Source organism: Micromonospora sp. IBSANI012 (assembly GCF_052814045.1).
On record NZ_CP199933.1, the window covers coordinates 925,378 to 943,906 of the forward strand.

Sequence of the window (18,529 nt, forward strand, 5' to 3'; positions counted from 1 at the left end):
CAGCGCTGTCCGACTCCGTCGATCGTATCCATGGGGACCCGCCGGTAAGGAGGGGGCCCGCGATGTCACCTTCCCCACGATCTCCGCCGGCATCACGCGTCCGGCCTGGTGTCCGGCTGCCGGCTCGGCCGTCGGGCGGCCCGGCGACCCCGCACCAGGGTGGCGCTGAGCAGGCCGAGCAGCCCGAGCGCGACCCAGACCAGCAGCCCGGCCAGCGGCCACCGGGCGGCCCGCAGGTCGAAGTAGACCGCCGACTTGACCAGATCGGTGGCCAGCCCGGGGACGTTCCAGCGGTGCATGCCGCGCAGGAACGCGGGCAGGAACTCCGGGGCGTAGATGCCGCCGGAGCCGGGGTTGCCGAGCACCACCAGCAGCAGGATCACCAGTCCGGTGCCGAGCAGGCCCAGCCAGGCCTGGACGGCGGCGGCCACCATGGCGGCGGTGAAGGCGGTGAGCATGCCGACGGCGGCGAGCGTCGGCAGGTCGTGGTCCCAGACGTCGAGCACCGGCCCGACCAGCAGCGTGGCGATGACCGCCAGCAGCACGGCGTGCACCGCCAGCGAGGCGATCCGCAGGCCGGCCCGGCGGAGACTGCGCGGGGCGGTGCCGAGCGAGATGCCCAGCGCGGTCGACGCCAGGTAGCCGCCCAGCACCAGGCCGACCGCCAGGTAGAACGGCACCAGGCCGCGCGGGTCGTCGGCGGAGACCGGCACCTCTTCGGTGACCTCGATCGGGGTCTGCGCGCGCCCGGCCGCGGTGGTCAGCACCTGGGTGACGAGTTCCGTGGCGGCGGGCGCGGACGCGCTGGCGGTGGTCAGCAGGAGCTTTCCCTGGGGCGTCGAGCTGAGCACCGCGTACACCTCGCGGCCGTTCAGGCCGTCGTCGGCCGCAGCCGGGTCGTCGTACTCGATGGGTTCGATCGTGTCGGTCCGGTCGCGCACCCCGGCGAGCACGGCCTGGGCGCGCTGGTCGCCGAGGACCACGCCGACCGGAACGTCGCGCGGGGTCGGCCGGTGCAGCGCCCCCACGTAGGCCGCGATGAACGCCGTGGCCAGGGCCAGGGTGCCGACCAGCAGGGCCGCCGTGCGGGGCAGCCACTCGCGGGTCCGCAGCTCCGGCTCCTCGTCCACGTCGCCAGCCTAGGGCCCCGCTTGCCCGTGTTCGTGGCGTTTCGCCCGCCCCTGCCCGGCGGGGCCCGCCACGCTGGTCCGCCGGGCGGACGACCGGAAAACCCGTTGGCCGCGCTCGGTAGCGTCCGGACATGACCTTCCCGAACTACCCGCGCAAGCCCCGCCCCGGCGACCGGGTCGCGGTCGTCTCACCCTCCGCCGGCCTGCCGGGCCTCTTCCCCCACGTGTACGAACTGGGCCTGCGCCGGCTGCGCGAGGAGTTCGGCCTGGAGCCGGTGGAGTATCCGACGACCCGGACGATGGGCGCCGACCCGAGGGACCGGGCCCGGGACCTCACCGCCGCCTTCGCCGACCCGACGATCACCGCCGTGCTGGCCACCGTGGGCGGGGACGACCTGATCACGGTCACCCCGCACCTGGACGACGCCGTGCTGCGGACCAACCCGAAGCCCTACTTCGGCTACTCGGACAACACCAACGTCCTCAACCACCTCTACCGGCTCGGCATCGTGGCGTACCACGGCGGGTCGGTGCTGGTGCACCTCGGCCGGTCCGGCCGGCCGCACCCGCTCACCCTCGACTCGCTGCGCGCCGCCCTGTTCACCTCCGGCTGGTACGACCTCACGCCCGCGCCGGAGTGGGGCGACGAACCGCGCGACTGGCGCGACCCGGCCACCCTGACGCAGGAGCCAGTGATGTTCCCCGGCACCGGCTGGCACTGGCAGGGCCCGTCGACCGTGGTCCAGGGGCGCACCTGGGGCGGCAACCTGGAGATCCTGCACTGGCTGATGGCCGCCGACCGGGTCCCCGCCGCTGCGGAACTGGCCGGTTCGGTGCTGGTGCTCGAAACCTCGGAGGAGCTTCCGAGCGCCCAGGAGGTGTTCCGGATCGTGCGGAACATGGGGGAGCGGGGGCTGCTCGCGGCCTTCCCCGCCGTCGTCGTCGGCCGCCCCAAGGCGTGGGACTTCGACAACCCCCGGCCGGTCGCGGACCGGCTGGCGTGGGCCGAGGCGCAGCGGGAGGCGGTCAGCCGGGCGCTGGCCCCGTACCGCCCCGACGCGGTGGCGGTCTTCGACGTCGACCTCGGCCACACCGACCCGCAACTGATCATCCCGTACGGCGGGGAGATCCGGGTGGACGCCGTCGAGCGCCGGATCTCGGTCCGGTACTGATGGGCAACTCGCGGGCGTACCCGATCTTGCGTACGGGCGACGTCGACCGGGCGCTGCACGCCGTCGGACACCTGCTCGGCGTGGCCGACCTCGCGGGGACCGAGGTGGAACTGTGGGCGCAGACCGGGCGGAACTCCGGGCTGCCCCGCTACCTCGACGCGTACGGCCATTGGCTCGGGGCGACCGGCGAGGACCGGATGTTCGTCGACGGCGCCTGGGCCGAGGCGAAGCACGGGCCGCGGGACCCGGCCGATCCGCAGGTCGAGGTCGGGCTGACCGTGCACGGGTTGGGCCTGGTGGAGGGGCGGTTGGCGGAGACCGTCGGGCCCGACCGGGCCCGGGTGGACTGGTGGGTCAACGGGTGGCCTGCGGTGTGCTGCCTCGACCTGGGCGCGGAGTACAAGCACGCATACGTCCAACTGGTCCTCAACGCCGCCGACGTCTGGGCGACCGAGCCGGCCGACGGGCACACCGTCTTCGTCCACGTGCGCGACGGGGAGCCGGAACGGGCCGAATGGCTGGCCGGCCGCGCCGGTCTGACCGTGCTCGGCCCCTGCCAGTTCGGCTTCTGACCCGCCCGGTTCAGTTCGCCGGCCCGGCCGCTGTCCGCCGTCGCGGCCTGGCAACGCGGGAGCGGGTCAGCCGACGACGGCGAAGGCGCGCACCGGGAAGGTGCCCATGCCGGCCACCATGGGCGGGGCGGCGGTGAACCGGAACCCGTCCGGGGGCAGGGCGTCCAGGCCGGTCAGGTGCTCCACGATCGGGATGCCGGCGGCCAGCAGCGCGCTGTGCGCCCGGCGTTCGCCCCCGGACGCCGGGCTCATGTCGTCGATGTTGATCGAGTCGACGCCGACCAGCGCGGCGCCCGCCTCCACCAGGGCGCGGGCCCCGTCGCCGGTGAGGTACGGGGCGTCCGGCGCGCCGTACCGGTCGGTGCCGAAGTGCGCGGACCAGCCGGTGTGCAGCAGCACCGCGCGCCCGGCGACGTCGTACGGCGCCAGCAGCAGCCGGTCCACCGCGCGGGTGCCGGCCGGCACCCGGACCACCAGGCCGGGCAGGTCGGCGAGCCGGTCGAGCGGGACGCCGGTGAGGTCGACGCCCTCGGCCCAGCGGTGCGCGGGGGTGTCCAGGTACGTCCCGGTGTTGGCGATCATGTCGATCCGGCCCACCTGGAACTCGGTGCCCGGGGCGTAGTTCGCCCGGGACGCCTCGCGGGTCAGCCACTCGCTGATCCGGGGGGCCGGCCAGCCGGGCAGGGTGGTCATGCCATCGGTGATCACGTGACTCAGCTCGACCAGGCGTCGGCCCGTGTCGCCCGTTTCGGCGCTGACGCCCCGGCCGCCCTTGTGTGGCTCCTCGATGATCGTCCTGCCGGTGATCCGTACGTCGGCGACCATCAGCAGCCCGAGGTGCCGGACGAAGAGCGCGGCCAGCGCCGCGTCGTCGATCTCGGGCCCCGGAATGTCCAGCCGGAACCCGTCGGTCCGCAGCCCGCCCCCGTTGGCGAACGTGACCTCCGCGTCGAACTGCGCCCGATACTGCTTCCCCATCCACCCACCCGACCACGCCCACCCACCCCAGTCAAGATCCACCCGACCCGGCCGCCGGCGCAAGATCCGCGCACTTTCAGAGAATTCGTGGCCTCCGACGCGGAAATAGCCCCGCTTTCCGTGAATCTGCGCGGATGGAGCGGCGCGCGGGCGGGGGCGGAGGTGCCGCGCCTGGGGGGTTCGCGGCACCTCCACGTCGGCGGGTCCCCGCGGGGGCCGCCGTTCCCGGCGAGGGCTGCGGGCCTCCCCGAACAGGTCCGCGCACCACCTCCGGCCGCCTCGTCGGGCGGCTCGGTCCGGGCTGACGTGATCCATCCTCGGGGCGGGACAGGTCCGCGGTCTTGAAGATTCTTGCTCGAATGGCCGCCGGGGTCGGTCAGGCCGCCTCGGCGGCGGTGAGCAGCCGGCGCAGTCGGGCCGGCGGGTGGCCCACCTGTTCCCGGACCACCCGGGTCAGGTGCGCCTGGTCGGCGAAGCCGTGGTCGGCGGCGACCGTGCCCAGCGGCTGCCCGTCGTCGTCGGCCAGCACGTCGAGCACCGCGCGGACCCGCAGCCGGTTGCGGTACGCGGTGAGGCTCTGCCCGGTGACCCGCTGGAACACCCGGCTCAGGTGGTGCGGCGAGCAGCCCACGTGCTCGGCCACCTCGGTCAGCCCCATCCGGAAGTCGGAGCCGGCGAGCACCTCCCGGGCCCGGTCGGCCAGCCGGCGGTGCGCGGCCAGGGTGGCGGGACGCCGGCCGACGGCCCGTTCGATCTCCGCGCCGGGCTCGCCGGCACCGATCGGGCTGACGCTGAGCAACCGGCCGACGAAGCGGTGCATCCGCTCGGTGAACTCGAACCGGTCCACGCCGCGCGCGCAGCGGGCCACCAGCATCCGGTGCTCCAGGTCGAGGCGTTCGTCCACGCTGCCGTCCCAGCCGCGCCGGTCCAGCCACTGCGCGGCGTCCGGCCGGCCAGCAGCTCCGGTGACAGTTCCAGGCAGGTGTAGACGTCGCCGTCGCCGAGCGGGTGGCTGACGTGCATCTCGTCGCCGGGCCGGCTGAACAGCACCGAGGTGGCGTCGGCGAAGGTGAGCTGCCCGTTGAGTCGGCGCAGGGAGGCCCCGGAGCGGCCGAGGAAGACCCGGTGGCCCAGGTTGGGCAGCGGCCCGTGCCAGCCGGGATCGTCGACGAGGCAGCGCACCTGGTAGAGCAGGGCACCCTCGGTGGCGCCCAGCACCCGCCACCGACCCGAGGTGGTCCGTGCCCGGGGATCACCGCCGACCTGGTCCGGCATCGTTCCTCCCGTCGCCGAGGCCGCCGGCGGATCCGGTACCGGCCCGGCCGCCACGGCTCCAGCCCGGATTGTCTCCCGAGCGGGATAGTCTCGACAGGTGCACCCCCCGTCCGGCTGGACGCGGGGCCGTCGCCGTGCGTCGATTTCCTGGAAGTGATCACAGATGCTCACCGGACTCTTCTCCGCCGCCCTGGCCGATCCCGGGCTGGCCCGGGCGCGTGACCTGGCGCGCTCCGGTGCCGCCCAGGTCGACGGCCTCGACCTCACCGCCCCGGCGGCGCTGCGCCCGTTCGCGGTCGCCGCCGTCGCGGCCGATCCGGTCGACGCCGGTGGCGGTGCCGGCCGGCCCGTGCTCGCCGTGACCGCCACCACCCGCGAGGCCGACGACCTGGCCTCGGCGCTGGGCAGCCTGCTCCCGCCCGAGCAGGTGGCGGTCTTCCCGTCCTGGGAGACGCTGCCGCACGAGCGGCTCTCGCCCCGTTCCGACACCGTCGGCCGCCGGCTGGCCGTGCTGCGCCGGCTGGCGCACCCGCAGTCGGCCGACGCGCACGGCCGGACCGGCCCGCTGCGGGTGGTCGTCGCGCCGGTGCGGTCGCTGCTGCAACCGCAGCTCAAGGGGCTCGGCGATCTCGAACCGGTGCAGCTCACCGCCGGCGACGAGGCCGACCTGGAGGAGGTGGCCCGCCGGCTCACCGACATGGCGTACGCGCGGGTCGACCTGGTCACCAAGCGCGGCGAGTTCGCGGTGCGCGGCGGCATCCTGGACGTCTTCCCGCCCACCGACGAGCACCCCTCCCGGGTCGAGTTCTGGGGCGACGAGGTGGAGGAGATCCGCACCTTCGCCGTCGCCGACCAGCGCACGATCGAGCAGGTCCCGCAGCTCTGGGCGCCGCCCTGCCGGGAGCTGCTGCTCACCCCGTCGGTGCGGGAGCGGGCCGCCGCCCTGGCCCAGGAGCACCCGGAGCTGGCCGAGATCCTCGACAAGCTGGCCGAGGGCATCCCGGTCGAGGGGATGGAGTCGCTGGTCCCGGCGCTGCTCGGCAACGAGAGCCTGGAGCTGCTGCTGGACTGCATGCCGGCCGGCACCCACGTACTGCTCTGCGACCCGGAGCGGATCCGCACCCGGGCGCACGACCTGGTCCGTACCTCGGACGAGTTCCTCCAGGCCAGTTGGGCCGCGGCCGCCGTCGGCGGCCAGGCCCCGGTCGACCTCGGCGCCGCCGCCTTCCGGACCCTGGCCGAGGTACGCGCGGCGGCCCGCACGCTGGGCCAGCCCTGGTGGACCCTCGCCCCGTTCGGCCTGGTCGAGGCGGACGCCACCGCACCGGTCCGGCAAGCCTGGGAAGACGAGCCCACCGAGGTCGACGTCACGCCCGACGACGCGATCGCGGTGAGCCTGGCGGCGCAGCCCGCCCCGCTCTACCACGGCGAGACCTCCCGGGTGGTCGACGACCTCAAGCGCTGGGCCGGCGAGGGCTGGTCGATCGCGCTGGTCTTCGAGGGGCACGGCCCCGCCCAGCGGGCCGTCGAGGTGCTCCGCGACGCCGGTCTGGGTGCCCGGCTGGTCGAGGAGGTGCCGGCCGCGCCCGCCCCCGGCGAGGTGCTGGTCAGCTGTGGCTGTTTGACCGCCGGCTTCGTCGACGAGGCGTCCCGGTTCGTGCTGCTCACCGGCAACGACGTCACCGGCGGCCGGGGCACCTCCACCCGCGACATGCGCAAGATGCCGAGCCGCCGCCGCAACACCATCGACCCGCTGGAGCTCAAGGCCGGCGACCACGTGGTGCACGAGCAGCACGGCATCGGCCGGTACGTCGAACTGGTGCAGCGCACGGTCAACGGCGCCTCCCGCGAATACCTGGTCATCGAGTACGCGCCGAGCAAGCGCGGCCAGCCCGGCGACCGGCTCTTCGTCCCCACCGACCAGCTCGACCAGCTCAGCCGCTACGTCGGCGGCGAGCAGCCCACCCTGCACAAGATGGGCGGCTCGGACTGGCAGAAGTCCAAGGCCCGCGCCCGCAAGGCGGTCAAGGAGATCGCCGCGCAGCTGATCCAGCTCTACGCCGCCCGCAAGGCGTCCAAGGGGCACTCGTTCGCACCCGACACGCCGTGGCAGCGGGAGCTGGAGGACGCCTTCCCCTGGCAGGAGACGCCGGACCAGCTCGCCGCGATCGAAGAGGTCAAGCGGGACATGGAGCAGACCGTCCCGATGGACCGGCTGATCTGCGGCGACGTCGGCTACGGCAAGACCGAGATCGCCGTCCGGGCCGCCTTCAAGGCGGTGCAGGACGGCAAGCAGGTGGCCGTGCTGGTGCCCACCACGCTGCTGGTGCAGCAGCACTACAACACCTTCGCGGAGCGGATGGGCCAGTTCCCGGTGACCATCCGGCAGCTGTCCCGCTTCCAGACACCGAAGGAGTCCGAGCGGACGTTGGAGATGATCGCCGACGGCACCGTCGACATCGTCATCGGCACCCACCGACTGCTCCAGACCGCGACCCGGTTCAAGCAGCTCGGCATGGTGGTCATCGACGAGGAGCAGCGGTTCGGCGTCGAGCACAAGGAGCACCTGAAGACGCTGCGCGCCTCGGTGGACGTGCTGAGCATGTCGGCCACCCCGATCCCGCGGACGCTGGAGATGGCGATCACCGGCATCCGGGAGATGTCCACCATCGCCACCCCGCCGGAGGAGCGGCACCCGGTGCTCACCTTCGTCGGGGCGTACGACGACCGGCAGGTGGCCGCCTCCATCCACCGCGAGCTGCTCCGCGACGGGCAGGTCTTCTATCTGCACAACCGGGTCGAGTCGATCGACAAGGCGGCCCGGCGCATCCGCGAGCTGGTGCCCGAGGCGCGGGTCGCGGTGGCGCACGGCCAGATGGGCGAGGACGCGCTGGAGAAGGTGATGGTCGGCTTCTGGGAGAAGGAGTTCGACGTCCTGGTCTGCACCACGATCGTGGAGTCCGGCATCGACATCCCGAACGCCAACACCCTGATCGTGGAGCGGGCCGACCTGCTCGGCCTGGCCCAGCTGCACCAGATCCGCGGCCGGGTCGGCCGCGGTCGGGAGCGGGCGTACGCGTACTTCCTCTACCCGCCGGAGAAGCCGCTGACCGAGCACGCCCACGAGCGGCTGGCCACCATCGCCCAGCACACCGAGCTGGGCGCCGGCATGTACGTGGCGATGAAGGACCTGGAGATCCGGGGCGCCGGCAACCTGCTCGGCGGCGAGCAGTCCGGCCACATCGAGGGCGTCGGCTTCGACCTGTACGTCCGGATGGTCGGCGAGGCGGTGTCGGCGTTCAAGGGCGAGCGCCAGGAGGAGGAGGTCGACGTCAAGATCGACCTTCCGATCGACGCGCACCTGCCGCACGACTACGTCGGGGTGGAGCGGCTGCGGCTGGAGATGTACCGCAAGCTGGCCGAGGCCCGGGACGAGGAGCGGCTGCGCGAGGTGGTCGCTGAGATGACCGACCGGTACGGCGAGCCGCCCGCCCCGGTGCAGAACCTGGTCGCGGTGGCCCGGTTCCGCCTGCTGGCCCGCCGGTACGGCCTGACCGACGTGTCGATGCAGGGCAAGCACATCCGGTTCGGCCCGCTGCCGCTGCCGGACTCCAAGCAGCTGCGGCTCAAGCGCTACCACCCGGACTCGGTCTACAAGCAGGCCACCGACCAGGTCAGCGTGCCGCGGCCGAGCACCCGCCGGATCGGCGGCGAACCGCTGCGCGACCAGGCGCTGCTGGAGTGGTGCGCGCAGCTGCTCTCCGACGTGCTGGGCGAGCCGGCGGCGCTGGCCGGGGCGTCGGCGTGAGGCGCCCCCGCCCGCGGTGGGCGGCGTCACACCGCCGTACCGGGCATGAGAGAGTGACCGGCATGCGTGCACGCCGTCTCATCGCCGCCGCCAGCGTCGCGGCTCTCGGTGTCCTCTCCCTCGCCGCCTGCGGAAAGTCCTCGCCCGACGTGGCCGCGTACGTCGGTGACCGGACCTACTCGGTCGACCGGGTGGACGCGATCTACGACGACGCCCAGGCGAAGTACGCGGAGGCGATCCGCCAGAGCGCGACGCAGGCCGGCGTCACCCCCGACGCGGAGCAGCTCCGCTCCCGGGTGACCCGGCAGGACGTGGTGAACCTGCTGGTCAGCATCGACCTGGGCAAGCGGGTCGTGGCCGAGCAGGGCCTCCAGGTGCCGGACCAGGTCACCCCGGAGCAGCTCGCGCAGCAGCTCCAGATGCCGCCGCAGGCGGAGTTCGCCAAGCTCTGGGGCGAGTGGGCCGACATCTCCATGGTGCTCAGCCAGAAGCTGCCGCCGGCCGACCTCAGCGACGCCTCGGTGATGGCCGTCTACCACGCGATCGAGGAGACCGGCGGGATCCAGTCCGGGCTCTCGGTGGGCGAGGTGCGGCAGCTCTTCGGCGAGGGCGGCTTCGTCCGTACCGCCTCGGCGCTCAGCGCGGCGCTGGAGGAGCAGGCCGACAAGGTGGACCTGTCGGTCAACCCGCGCTTCCGGCCGCTGGGCGTCCCGTCCTGGGTCAACAAGGGCCAGGAGCTGGTCTTCTACGCCCTGCCGTACGTCGACGCCAGCGGCCCGGTGACCGACATCTCGACCCCCGAGCCGGTCGCCACCCCAGCCGAGCAGGCCGGGTCGGTGGCCCCCTGAGCATGTCCGCACGGATCGTCCTGCTGGTCACCTCGCCCCGGCTGCCGGCCGGCCTGCTGACCGCCGCCGCCTGGGACGTCGTACGCTCCGCGCCGGTGCTGGCCGGCGGGGAGAGCGCGCTGACCACGGCGGTGCGGGCGGTGGGCACCGAGGTCACGGTGATCGAGGCCGGCGCGACGCAGGCGCTGCTCGACGCGGTGGCGGCGCACGGCACGGCGGTCTGGTTGGCCGGTCCCGCCGGTGACGAGGCGCTCGCCCGGGAGCTGGGCCTGCGGCTGGCCCGCCAGCCGGGGCTGGCCGAGCTGGAGCTGATGTACGGCTCGTGGGATCCGCCCGGGGCGCGGCTGCTCGACGCGGTCGAGGTGATGGACCGGCTCGCCTCGCCCGGCGGTGACCCGTGGAAGCGCTCGCAGACCCACCGCAGCCTGGCCGGCTTCCTGCTGGAGGAGTGCTACGAGGCGTACGACGCGATCAGCGCCGACGACACCGACGCGCTCCGCGAGGAGCTGGGCGACGTGCTGCTCCAGGTGCTGCTGCACGCCCGGCTGGCCGAGGAGCTGCCCGAGGGCGAGCGGTGGAGCGTCGACGACGTGGCCGGCGGCCTGGTGGACAAGATGGTCCGCCGCAACCCGCACGTCTTCGCCGGGGCGGAGGCGGGCACGCTGGAGGAGATCGAGGCGAGCTGGGAGCGGATCAAGCAGGCTGAGAAGGCCCGCGCCTCGGTGCTGGACGGCATCGCGCTGAGCCAGCCCGCGCTCGCCCTGGCCGCAAAGATCCTGGACCGCGCCGGCCGGATCGGGCTCGCCGTTCCGCCCCCGCTGGCGGACACCCAGGTCGACCCGGAGGCGCGACTCGGTGCCAGCCTGCTGGCCACCGTCGCCGCCGCCCGGCAGGCCGGCATCGACCCCGAGGCCGCCCTGCGCCGCACCACCCTCGCCTACGCCGACGCGGTCCGCAGCGCGGAACAACCCCCCACCCCCTGACCCCCCGCCCGTCCCGTCGATCACGAGGTTGACGGGCCGGACTCCGCGGCAACCTCATGATCGACGAGAGTCGGTGGGCGGGTGCCGGGACGGGCCGGTCGGTAGGGTCGGGGAATGGAAGAGTTCGTGCCGCTGGCGGAACGGATCGTCGAGGCGTTGCTGGAGAGCCGCCCCGGGCTGGCCACCTCCGCCGGTGACCACCGGTACGACGATCGGCTGCCCGATCTCTCCCCAGAGGCCGTCAAGGCCGACCAGGCGATGCTGCGCGAGGCCGCCGACGCGCTCTCCGAACTCGACCCCGATGCGCTCGAGGTGGAGGAGCAGGTCGACCACGCGCTGCTCAGCGCCCTGGTCGACCGGGAGCTGTTCGAGCTGGGCGAGATCCGCGGGTACGAGTGGGACCCGCTGCGGCACAACCCCGGCCCGCTGCTGCACGCGGTGATGGCCCGCCCGTACGCCCCGGTCGAGGAGCGCCTCACCCACCTGGCCGGGCGGCTGTCGGCCGTACCCGATGCCCTGGCGACCGCGCGCGCGACGCTGCGCGACATGCCCCGGATCCACGCCGAGACGGCGGTGGGGCAGTTCACCGGCACGGCGGCGCTGATCCGCGACGAGGTGCCGCTGCTGCTGGCGCAGGCGCCCGCCATGTTCGACCGGGTGGAGCCGGCCGCCACCGCGGCGATCGCGGCGCTGGAGGAGTTCGTGGCGTGGCTGCGCATCGGTCTCGCGGCGGACGCCGGGCCGGGGCGCGACCCCCGGCTGGGGCGGCGGCGCTGGGAGGCGCGGCTGTGGCACACCCTCGACACCGAGCTGGGCGCGGCCGAGGTGCAGCGCCGCGCCTGGGCCAACCTGGACCGGGTCACCGAGGAGATCCGCGCCGCGGCCGTCGAGCTGGTCGGCGGGCCGGCCGACGACGAGACGGTACGCCGGGCGCTGGACCTGCTCGCCGCCGAGCACCCCGACAATCACTCCATCGTGGACCTCGCCTCGACCACCCTGGACGAGGCGGTCGACTTCGTCCGGGGCCGTGACCTCATCACCCTGGTCGACGATCCGTGCGTGATCCAGGAGATGCCCGAGTTCGCCCGGGGGGTGGCCGTCGCCTACTGCGACTCGCCGGGCCCGCTGGAAACGGCGGCCCTGCCCACCTTCTACTGCATCTCGCCCACCCCGGCGGACTGGCCCGCGCACCGGGTGGAGTCGTTCTACCGCGAGTACAACGACCACATGATCCGGAACCTGACCGTGCACGAGGCGATGCCCGGCCACTTCCTCCAGCTCGCCCACGCCCGCCGGTACGCCGGCCCGACCCGGGTCCGCCCGCTGACCGAGTCCGGGGTGTTCATCGAGGGCTGGGCGGTCTACACCGAGGAGCTGATGGCCGGCCTCGGCTTCGGTGGCCTGCCGGTGCGGTTGCAGCAGCTCAAGATGCAGCTGCGGATGACCATCAACGCGCTGCTGGACCAGCTGGTGCACTGCGAGGACCTGCCCGAGGCGGAGGCGATGGCGCTGATGACCGGGCGCGGCTTCCAGGAGGAGGGCGAGGCGGCCGGCAAGTGGCGGCGGGCGCTGCTCACCTCCACCCAACTCTCCACGTACTTCGTGGGCTACAGCGAGATGGCCGACATCGCCGCGGCGCGCCCCGACGGGGTGTCGGTGCGCGAGTGGCACGACGCGATGCTCGCGCACGACTGCCCGCCGCCGCGCCACCTGCGTACCCTGCTCGGCGTCTGACCCGGCTCAGCGCCGCCCGGCGGTCACCGCCGCGTCGATCAGCCAGCGCGAGATGGAGTACGCCGGCGGCAGCTCCGCCGGCAGCGCGTCCAGCGGGAACCAGCGCGCCTCGACCAGCTCCCGCTCGTCCACCACCGGCTCGGCGGACGGGTCGGCGGCGGTGGCGGTGAACCCGGTCAGCAGCGTCCCCGGCCCGGACATCGCCCACGGCTGGCTGCCGAAGTAGGCCACCCGGTCGACGGCCAGCCCGACCTCCTCGCCGACCTCCCGGCGTACCGCCGCCTCCAGCGTCTCGCCGGCCTCGACGAACCCGGCGACCAGCGCCCACAGCTCCGTCGGCCCGTACGCGTGCCGGACCAGCAGCAGCTCGTCGGGGCCGCCGGCCGGGCCGGGGCGGGTGATCGCGGTGAGCACGGCGGCGGAGAGCCGCATCGGCACGTACAGGTCGCAGCCGGGGCACCGCCGGGCCGTCTCGCCGGGCACGTCGGCCAGTTCGGCCCGGCACGCCCCGCACCACCGGTGGGTACGCCGCCAGGTGACCACGGCCAGCGCCCGCCCGGCCGCCGTGGCGTACGGCTCCGGCAGCTCGGCGGCGAGCGACCGCCAGCTGCGCCAGCGCCCCCGCGACTCCGCGGCCTCGGCGACGTCGGCCGCCCACGCCGGTACGCCGTCCAGCGTGCCGACCGGTACCCAGGCGGCGTCGGCGGGCAGCTCGCCGACGCGGGCGAACCGCCCGTCGGCGCGGGTGAGCACCCGGCGACCGCAGACGGGCAGGGCCAGGTCGTCCGGCGCCGGCGCGGCGGTGCGGTCCGCCCCGGGAAGGAACCCGGGCGTCGCCGGCCCGGACGCCACCGCCGCTGCGGCGGGTGGGGTCGGCGGCTGCCCGGCGGGCAGCCGGTGGCCGGCGGGAAGGTCCGGGGAGGAGGCGGTCACGAGGTGGCCGGTCGGCGGTCCACCACGCCCGCGCCCGGTGGCACGTCGAAGGTGGCCGGGTCGACCGTCTCGGTGTAGCGGGTCAGCGCCACCTCGGTCGACGTGCCGTCGAGGGTGCCGGTGAAGCTGCCCAGCAGCCCCTCGGTGGTGACGCAGGTGGTGAAGTCGCCGGCCGAGCGCCGCACGTCGACGCAGGTGGCGTGGTGGCCGGCGACGGTGGTGTCGCTCTGGGTGACCTGGGCGTCCGGGTCGAGGGCGGCTTCGGTGAGCAGCGCCATCACGGCCGGCGGGGTGACCAGGCCCCGCTTGTCCGCCTCGGTGTAGACGACCACCGACGGCTTGCCGGCGGTCAGCTCCGGCGGCAGCACGGTGCAGGCGGTCCGGCCGCCGGAGTTCTCGCACCGGGTGACCGCCTCCTGGGTCACCGTGATCTTGCCGTCCGGCCAGGTGTAGGCGGAGCGCAGCGGCTCCTGCGTCTGCGCGATCGAGGCCGTCCGTCCGCCGGCGAACCGATAGTCCGCGGCCCAGGTGCCGGTCAGCGCGCCGTCCATCCGGGCGGCCAGGTCGTTGACCAGGTCGGCCCGGCCCAGCGCCCGGCCGGCGTCGTCCAGGGTCTGGCATCCGGTCACCGTGAGCGACGCGGCGACCGACACGGCCAGCACGCGGAGGGTGGTCGATACGGCGGGCATGGCGACCAGCGTGGTCGATCGGGTCCACCCGACGCAAACCCGTTGCCGGTTGAGGCCCGAGAATCCGGGAATGTCCGTGTCACCCCGCGCGCCGGTGGGGATCCGGGGCGCGGTACGAACGGCGGGCGACGACGTGCGGCCGGCCGTCGCCCGATACGCTGCGTTCAACACCTGCCCCAGCCGCACCGTCGCGGCCCATACCGGATTCGCACACACGAACGAGGAGCGACTCAGTGGCAACCATCGAGGGAATCGTCGCCCGGGAGATTCTCGACTCGCGGGGCAACCCGACGGTCGAGGTCGAGGTCGGGCTCGACGACGGCACGATCGCCCGCGCCGCGGTGCCCTCCGGCGCCTCCACCGGCGCCTTCGAGGCGATCGAGCTGCGCGACGGTGACTCCGACCGCTACCAGGGCAAGGGCGTCGAGAACGCGGTCGCCAACATCGAGGACAAGATCGTCGACCAGCTCATCGGCTACGAGGCGAGCGAGCAGCGGCTGATCGACCAGAAGATGCTCGACCTCGACGGCACGGACAACAAGGCCGAGCTGGGCGCCAACGCCATCCTGGGCGTCTCCCTGGCGGTGGCGAAGGCCGCCGCCGGCAGCGCCGAGCTGAGCCTCTTCCGCTACCTGGGCGGCCCGAACGCGCACCTGCTGCCGGTGCCGATGATGAACATCCTCAACGGTGGGGCGCACGCCGACTCCAACGTCGACATCCAGGAGTTCATGATCGCGCCGATCGGCGCGCCCAGCTTCCGCGAGGCGCTGCGCTCCGGCGCGGAGGTCTACCACGCGCTGAAGTCGGTGCTGAAGAAGAAGGACCTCTCCACCGGCCTCGGCGACGAGGGCGGCTTCGCCCCGAACCTGCCGACCAACGCCGCCGCGCTGGACCTGATCGCCGAGGCGGTGGAGAAGGCCGGCTACCGGCTCGGCACCGACATCGTCTTCGCGCTCGACGTGGCCGCCACCGAGTTCTTCGACAACGGCACCTACACCTTCGAGGGCAGCGCGAAGTCCGCCGAGGAGATGAGCAACTACTACACCAAGCTCATCGGCGACTACCCGATCGTCTCCATCGAGGACCCGCTGTCCGAGGACGACTGGAGCGGCTGGGCGACCCTGACCGCGGCGGTCGGCGACCGGATCCAGATCGTCGGCGACGACCTCTTCGTGACCAACCCGCAGCGCATCGCCCGGGGCATCGCCGAGAACGCCGCCAACGCGGTGCTGGTCAAGGTCAACCAGATCGGTTCGCTGACCGAGACCCTGGACGCGGTGGACCTGGCCCACCGGGCCGGCTTCAAGTGCATGATGAGCCACCGGTCCGGCGAGACCGAGGACACCACCATCGCCGACCTGGCCGTCGCCACCGGCTGCGGCCAGATCAAGACCGGTGCCCCGGCCCGCTCCGACCGGGTGGCCAAGTACAACCAGCTCCTGCGGATCGAGGAGGAGCTGGCCGACGCGGCGCGGTACGCCGGCGCGGGCGCGTTCCCGCGTTACCGTTCGGCCTGACGCGCTAAGCCTCGGGGGAGGGGTGTGACGATGCAGCAGCGCCGCACACCGGGCGGTCAGCGCCCCGCCCGTCGACCGACCGGTCGGCCGGGCGGGGCCCGTGGCGCCCGGCCGACCGTGCGCGACGGCGGGGTCCGCGCCGAGCCGCGGGCGGCCGCCGGCCGGACGCGGGGCGCCGAGGGCGTACGCTCCGCGAACCGTCCCGCCGCCGCCCGTCGTACGGCGGCCGGCGGCACCATCAAGCGGCTCACCGCACCCCACCCCCGACGCTTCACCGGGCGGGCCACCGTGCTCTTCGCGGTGCTGATCGCGCTCGCCCTGGCGTACACCTATCCGGTCCGGGTCTACCTCGACCAGCAGGTGGACATCGAGCGGATGGAGGCGTCGCAGGCCGCCCAGCGGCAGCGCATCTCCAACCTGTCCGCCGAGGCGGCGAAGTGGCAGGACAAGGAGTACATCAAGATCCAGGCCCGGGAGCGGTTCTACATGGTCCCGCCGGGGGAGGTCCCGGTGATCGTGCTGAACGACCCGGAGGGCGCGGCCCGGGACGCCAACGCCGGCAAGCCGCCGGTCCCGCCGAAGACCCCCGACCCCTGGTACGACACGCTCTGGTCCAGCGTGCGGGCGGCGAACGGCGAGCGCCCCGAGAAGTGAGCACCACCCCAGCACCGAACGAGAGATGGGCACCGTGACTGTCGTACCACCGCAGGAGCCGGCGGCGGACTCCGTACCCCTGCCGCAGCGGGAACCGGCCACCGAGGCCGACCTGGCCGCGGTGGCCGCGCAGCTCGGACGCCCGCCGCGCGGCACCCGGGCGGTGGCCCATCGGTGCCCGTGCGGGCTGCCCGACGTGGTGGAGACGACGCCGCGGCTGGCCGACGGCACGCCCTTCCCGACGCTGTTCTACCTGACCTGCCCGCGCGCGACGGCGGCGTGCAGCCGGCTGGAGTCGGCCGGGCTGATGAAGGAGATGGCCGACCGGCTCGCCGAGGACCCGGAGCTGGCCGCCCGCTACCGCGCGGCGCACGAGGACTACCTCGCCCGGCGGGAGTCGATCGGCCAGGTGCCGGAGATCGCCGGCATCTCCGCCGGTGGGATGCCGGGCCGGGTCAAGTGCCTGCACGTGCACCTGGGGCACGCGCTCGGCGCCGGGCCGGGGGTCAACCCGTTCGGCGACGAGACGCTGGCGCTGGTGGAGAAGTGGTGGGCGGCCGGGCCGTGCGTGGACGTGCCGGCGGCGGAGTGACGTGAGCGCCGCCGACGAGATCGTCGTACGCCGGGCGCGCACCGGTGACGTGCGCGGCATCCGGCGGCTGGTCGACACGTACACCGACGACCGGCGGCTGTTGAGCAAGGCCACCGTCACCCTCTTCGAGGACGTGCAGGAGTTCCGGGTCGCGGTGACCGGCGACGGCACCGTGGTCGGCTGCGGCGCGCTGCACGTGATGTGGGAGGACCTGGCCGAGATCCGGACGGTGGCGGTGGACCCGGTGTGCCGGGGCCGCAAGATCGGTCACCGGATCGTGGGCGAGCTGATCGACGCCGCCCGGGAGTTGGGCGTCGCACGGATCTTCGTGCTCACCTTCGAGACCCGGTTCTTCGGCGCGTTCGGCTTCACCGAGATCGACGGGGCGCCGGTGCCGCAGCCGGTCTACGAGCAGCTGCTGCGCTCGTACGACGAGGGTGTCGCGGAGTTCCTGGACCTGGAGCGGGTCAAGCCGAACACGCTCGGCAACACCCGGATGCTGCTGCGGTTGTAGCCGGTACGCCCTCGGCGTGCTGCCCGGCCACGCCCTCCGGATGCGGCCACGCCGGCGAGCGTGATACCTCAGAGGCATCAAGATGACTCTCAGGTATCACCCTCGAAGGGGTGATGCCGCCGGCGGCGACCGACAGGTTGGGACGGCGGGGCTGCCGTAGGGTTGCTGCCGTGACGACGCGTGTGGCCGCCATCGACTGCGGGACCAACTCCATCCGCCTGCTGGTCGCCGACCTGCCCGACCCGTCCGCCGGGGCGCAGGCGCCGCTGGTCGACCTGACCCGCCGGATGGAGATCGTCCGGCTCGGCCAAGGCGTCGACCGGACGGGCCGGCTCGCCCCGGAGGCGATCGAGCGGACCCGGGTGGCACTGGCCGACTACGCCGCCGAGATCGAGAAGCTGGGCGCCGAGCGGGTGCGGATGTGCGCCACCTCCGCCTCCCGGGACGCCGCCAACGCCGGGGACTTCCGGGCCATGGTCGAGCAGACCCTCGGTGTCGCGCCCGAGGTGGTCACCGGCGACGAGGAGGCCCGGCTCTCCTTCACCGGCTCGGTCCGGGGGCTGCCCGCCGACGCGGAGCCGCCGTACCTGGTGGTCGACATCGGCGGCGGCTCGACGGAGTTCGTCGTCGGCACCCGGGAGGGCGGGGTGCAGGCGGCGATCTCGATGGACATCGGTTGCGTCCGGATGACCGAGCGGCACCTGCACGGCGACCCGCCCACGCTGGACGAGATCGCCGCCGCGCAGGCCGACATCGCGGTCGCGGTGGACCGCGCGCTCGAGGCCGTCCCCGGCCGCCAGGCCGCCACGCTGGTCGGCCTCGCCGGGTCGGTCACCACCGTCGTCGCCATCGCCCAGGGCCTCACGGAGTACGACCCGGAGCGCATCCACCACGCCCGGGTGTCGTACGACCGGGTGGCCGACGTGACCGCCGACCTGCTGGCGAAGACCCGCGACGAGCGGCTGGCCATCCCGGTCATGCACCCCGGGCGGGCCGACGTGATCGGCGCCGGTGCGCTGGTGCTTCGCGTGATCATGGAACGCGCCGGGATGCCGTCCGTGGTCGCCTCCGAACACGACATCCTCGACGGCATCGCCTGGAGCCTCGCCCCGCAGGACCAGCGTCGGTAG

The 18,529-nt window shown here is 73.9% G+C and carries 16 protein-coding genes; 11 read left to right on the top strand and 5 right to left on the bottom strand.

Features of this window, described 5'->3' with window-relative positions:
• Positions 1–92: 92 nt before the first annotated feature.
• Positions 93–1,130: a hypothetical protein gene (locus ACTWM8_RS04535; protein WP_446212682.1), complete on the bottom strand. Its 1,038-nt coding sequence runs from the start codon at positions 1,128–1,130 to the stop codon at positions 93–95.
• Positions 1,131–1,261: 131 nt separating this feature from the next.
• Between ACTWM8_RS04535 and ACTWM8_RS04540 the strand changes: the two genes are divergently transcribed.
• Both ACTWM8_RS04540 and ACTWM8_RS04545 read left to right on the top strand, forming a co-directional pair.
• Positions 1,262–2,302 carry a S66 family peptidase gene (locus ACTWM8_RS04540; protein ID WP_446212683.1) on the top strand — a complete coding sequence of 347 codons (1,041 nt, stop codon included), beginning with the start codon at positions 1,262–1,264 and terminating at the stop codon, positions 2,300–2,302.
• On the top strand, positions 2,302–2,874 hold the full coding sequence (locus tag ACTWM8_RS04545) for a hypothetical protein (protein WP_446212684.1): 573 nt from the start codon (positions 2,302–2,304) through the stop codon (positions 2,872–2,874). Before ACTWM8_RS04540 ends, ACTWM8_RS04545 begins: the two co-directional genes overlap by 1 nt.
• A 66-nt stretch (positions 2,875–2,940) precedes the next feature.
• Here the strand turns inward: ACTWM8_RS04545 and ACTWM8_RS04550 are convergent, their stop codons facing one another.
• Both ACTWM8_RS04550 and ACTWM8_RS04555 read right to left on the bottom strand, forming a co-directional pair.
• Positions 2,941–3,852: a cyclase family protein gene (locus ACTWM8_RS04550; RefSeq protein ID WP_446212685.1), complete on the bottom strand. Its 912-nt coding sequence runs from the start codon at positions 3,850–3,852 to the stop codon at positions 2,941–2,943.
• A 376-nt stretch (positions 3,853–4,228) separates the two neighbouring features.
• Complete coding sequence (locus ACTWM8_RS04555; RefSeq protein WP_446212686.1) at positions 4,229–4,756, bottom strand: helix-turn-helix transcriptional regulator; 528 nt, start codon at positions 4,754–4,756, stop codon at positions 4,229–4,231.
• Between the two features lie 534 nt (positions 4,757–5,290).
• Between ACTWM8_RS04555 and mfd the strand changes: the two genes are divergently transcribed.
• The 4 genes from mfd to ACTWM8_RS04575 all read left to right on the top strand — a co-directional run bounded on the left by mfd (position 5,291) and on the right by ACTWM8_RS04575 (position 12,500).
• Positions 5,291–8,935, top strand: a complete 3,645-nt coding sequence (gene mfd / locus ACTWM8_RS04560; protein WP_446212687.1) for a transcription-repair coupling factor — start codon at positions 5,291–5,293, stop codon at positions 8,933–8,935.
• Positions 8,936–8,997: 62 nt separating this feature from the next.
• On the top strand, positions 8,998–9,783 hold the full coding sequence (locus ACTWM8_RS04565) for a hypothetical protein (RefSeq protein WP_446212688.1): 786 nt from the start codon (positions 8,998–9,000) through the stop codon (positions 9,781–9,783).
• 2 nt (positions 9,784–9,785) lie between these two features.
• Positions 9,786–10,766 (top strand): nucleoside triphosphate pyrophosphohydrolase, encoded by a 981-nt coding sequence (locus tag ACTWM8_RS04570; RefSeq protein WP_446212689.1) that lies wholly within the window; start codon positions 9,786–9,788, stop codon positions 10,764–10,766.
• A 114-nt stretch (positions 10,767–10,880) separates the two neighbouring features.
• Complete coding sequence (locus tag ACTWM8_RS04575; protein WP_446212690.1) at positions 10,881–12,500, top strand: DUF885 domain-containing protein; 1,620 nt, start codon at positions 10,881–10,883, stop codon at positions 12,498–12,500.
• 6 nt (positions 12,501–12,506) lie between these two features.
• On the opposite strand, the gene nudC is transcribed toward ACTWM8_RS04575, so the two are convergent.
• On the bottom strand, positions 12,507–13,433 hold the full coding sequence (nudC, locus tag ACTWM8_RS04580) for an NAD(+) diphosphatase (protein ID WP_446212691.1): 927 nt from the start codon (positions 13,431–13,433) through the stop codon (positions 12,507–12,509).
• Entirely contained in the window at positions 13,430–14,122 is a 693-nt protein-coding gene (locus ACTWM8_RS04585) for a hypothetical protein (protein ID WP_446212692.1), read from the bottom strand. Before ACTWM8_RS04585 ends, nudC begins: the two co-directional genes overlap by 4 nt.
• Before the next feature lie 233 nt (positions 14,123–14,355).
• Here ACTWM8_RS04585 and eno point away from each other — a divergent pair, with 233 nt between their 5' ends.
• The 5 genes from eno to ACTWM8_RS04610 all read left to right on the top strand — a co-directional run bounded on the left by eno (position 14,356) and on the right by ACTWM8_RS04610 (position 18,529).
• Positions 14,356–15,639, top strand: a complete 1,284-nt coding sequence (eno, locus tag ACTWM8_RS04590) for a phosphopyruvate hydratase (RefSeq protein ID WP_088963944.1) — start codon at positions 14,356–14,358, stop codon at positions 15,637–15,639.
• A 30-nt stretch (positions 15,640–15,669) separates the two neighbouring features.
• The gene (locus ACTWM8_RS04595; RefSeq protein ID WP_446212693.1) at positions 15,670–16,293 is read left to right on the top strand and encodes an FtsB family cell division protein; all 624 of its coding nucleotides are present in this window, start codon (positions 15,670–15,672) and stop codon (positions 16,291–16,293) included.
• A gap of 34 nt (positions 16,294–16,327) precedes the next feature.
• Positions 16,328–16,885: a DUF501 domain-containing protein gene (locus ACTWM8_RS04600; RefSeq protein ID WP_446212694.1), complete on the top strand. Its 558-nt coding sequence runs from the start codon at positions 16,328–16,330 to the stop codon at positions 16,883–16,885.
• A gap of 1 nt (position 16,886) precedes the next feature.
• Complete coding sequence (locus tag ACTWM8_RS04605) at positions 16,887–17,399, top strand: amino-acid N-acetyltransferase (RefSeq protein WP_446212695.1); 513 nt, start codon at positions 16,887–16,889, stop codon at positions 17,397–17,399.
• Between the two features lie 182 nt (positions 17,400–17,581).
• The gene (locus tag ACTWM8_RS04610) at positions 17,582–18,529 is read left to right on the top strand and encodes a Ppx/GppA phosphatase family protein (protein ID WP_446214468.1); all 948 of its coding nucleotides are present in this window, start codon (positions 17,582–17,584) and stop codon (positions 18,527–18,529) included.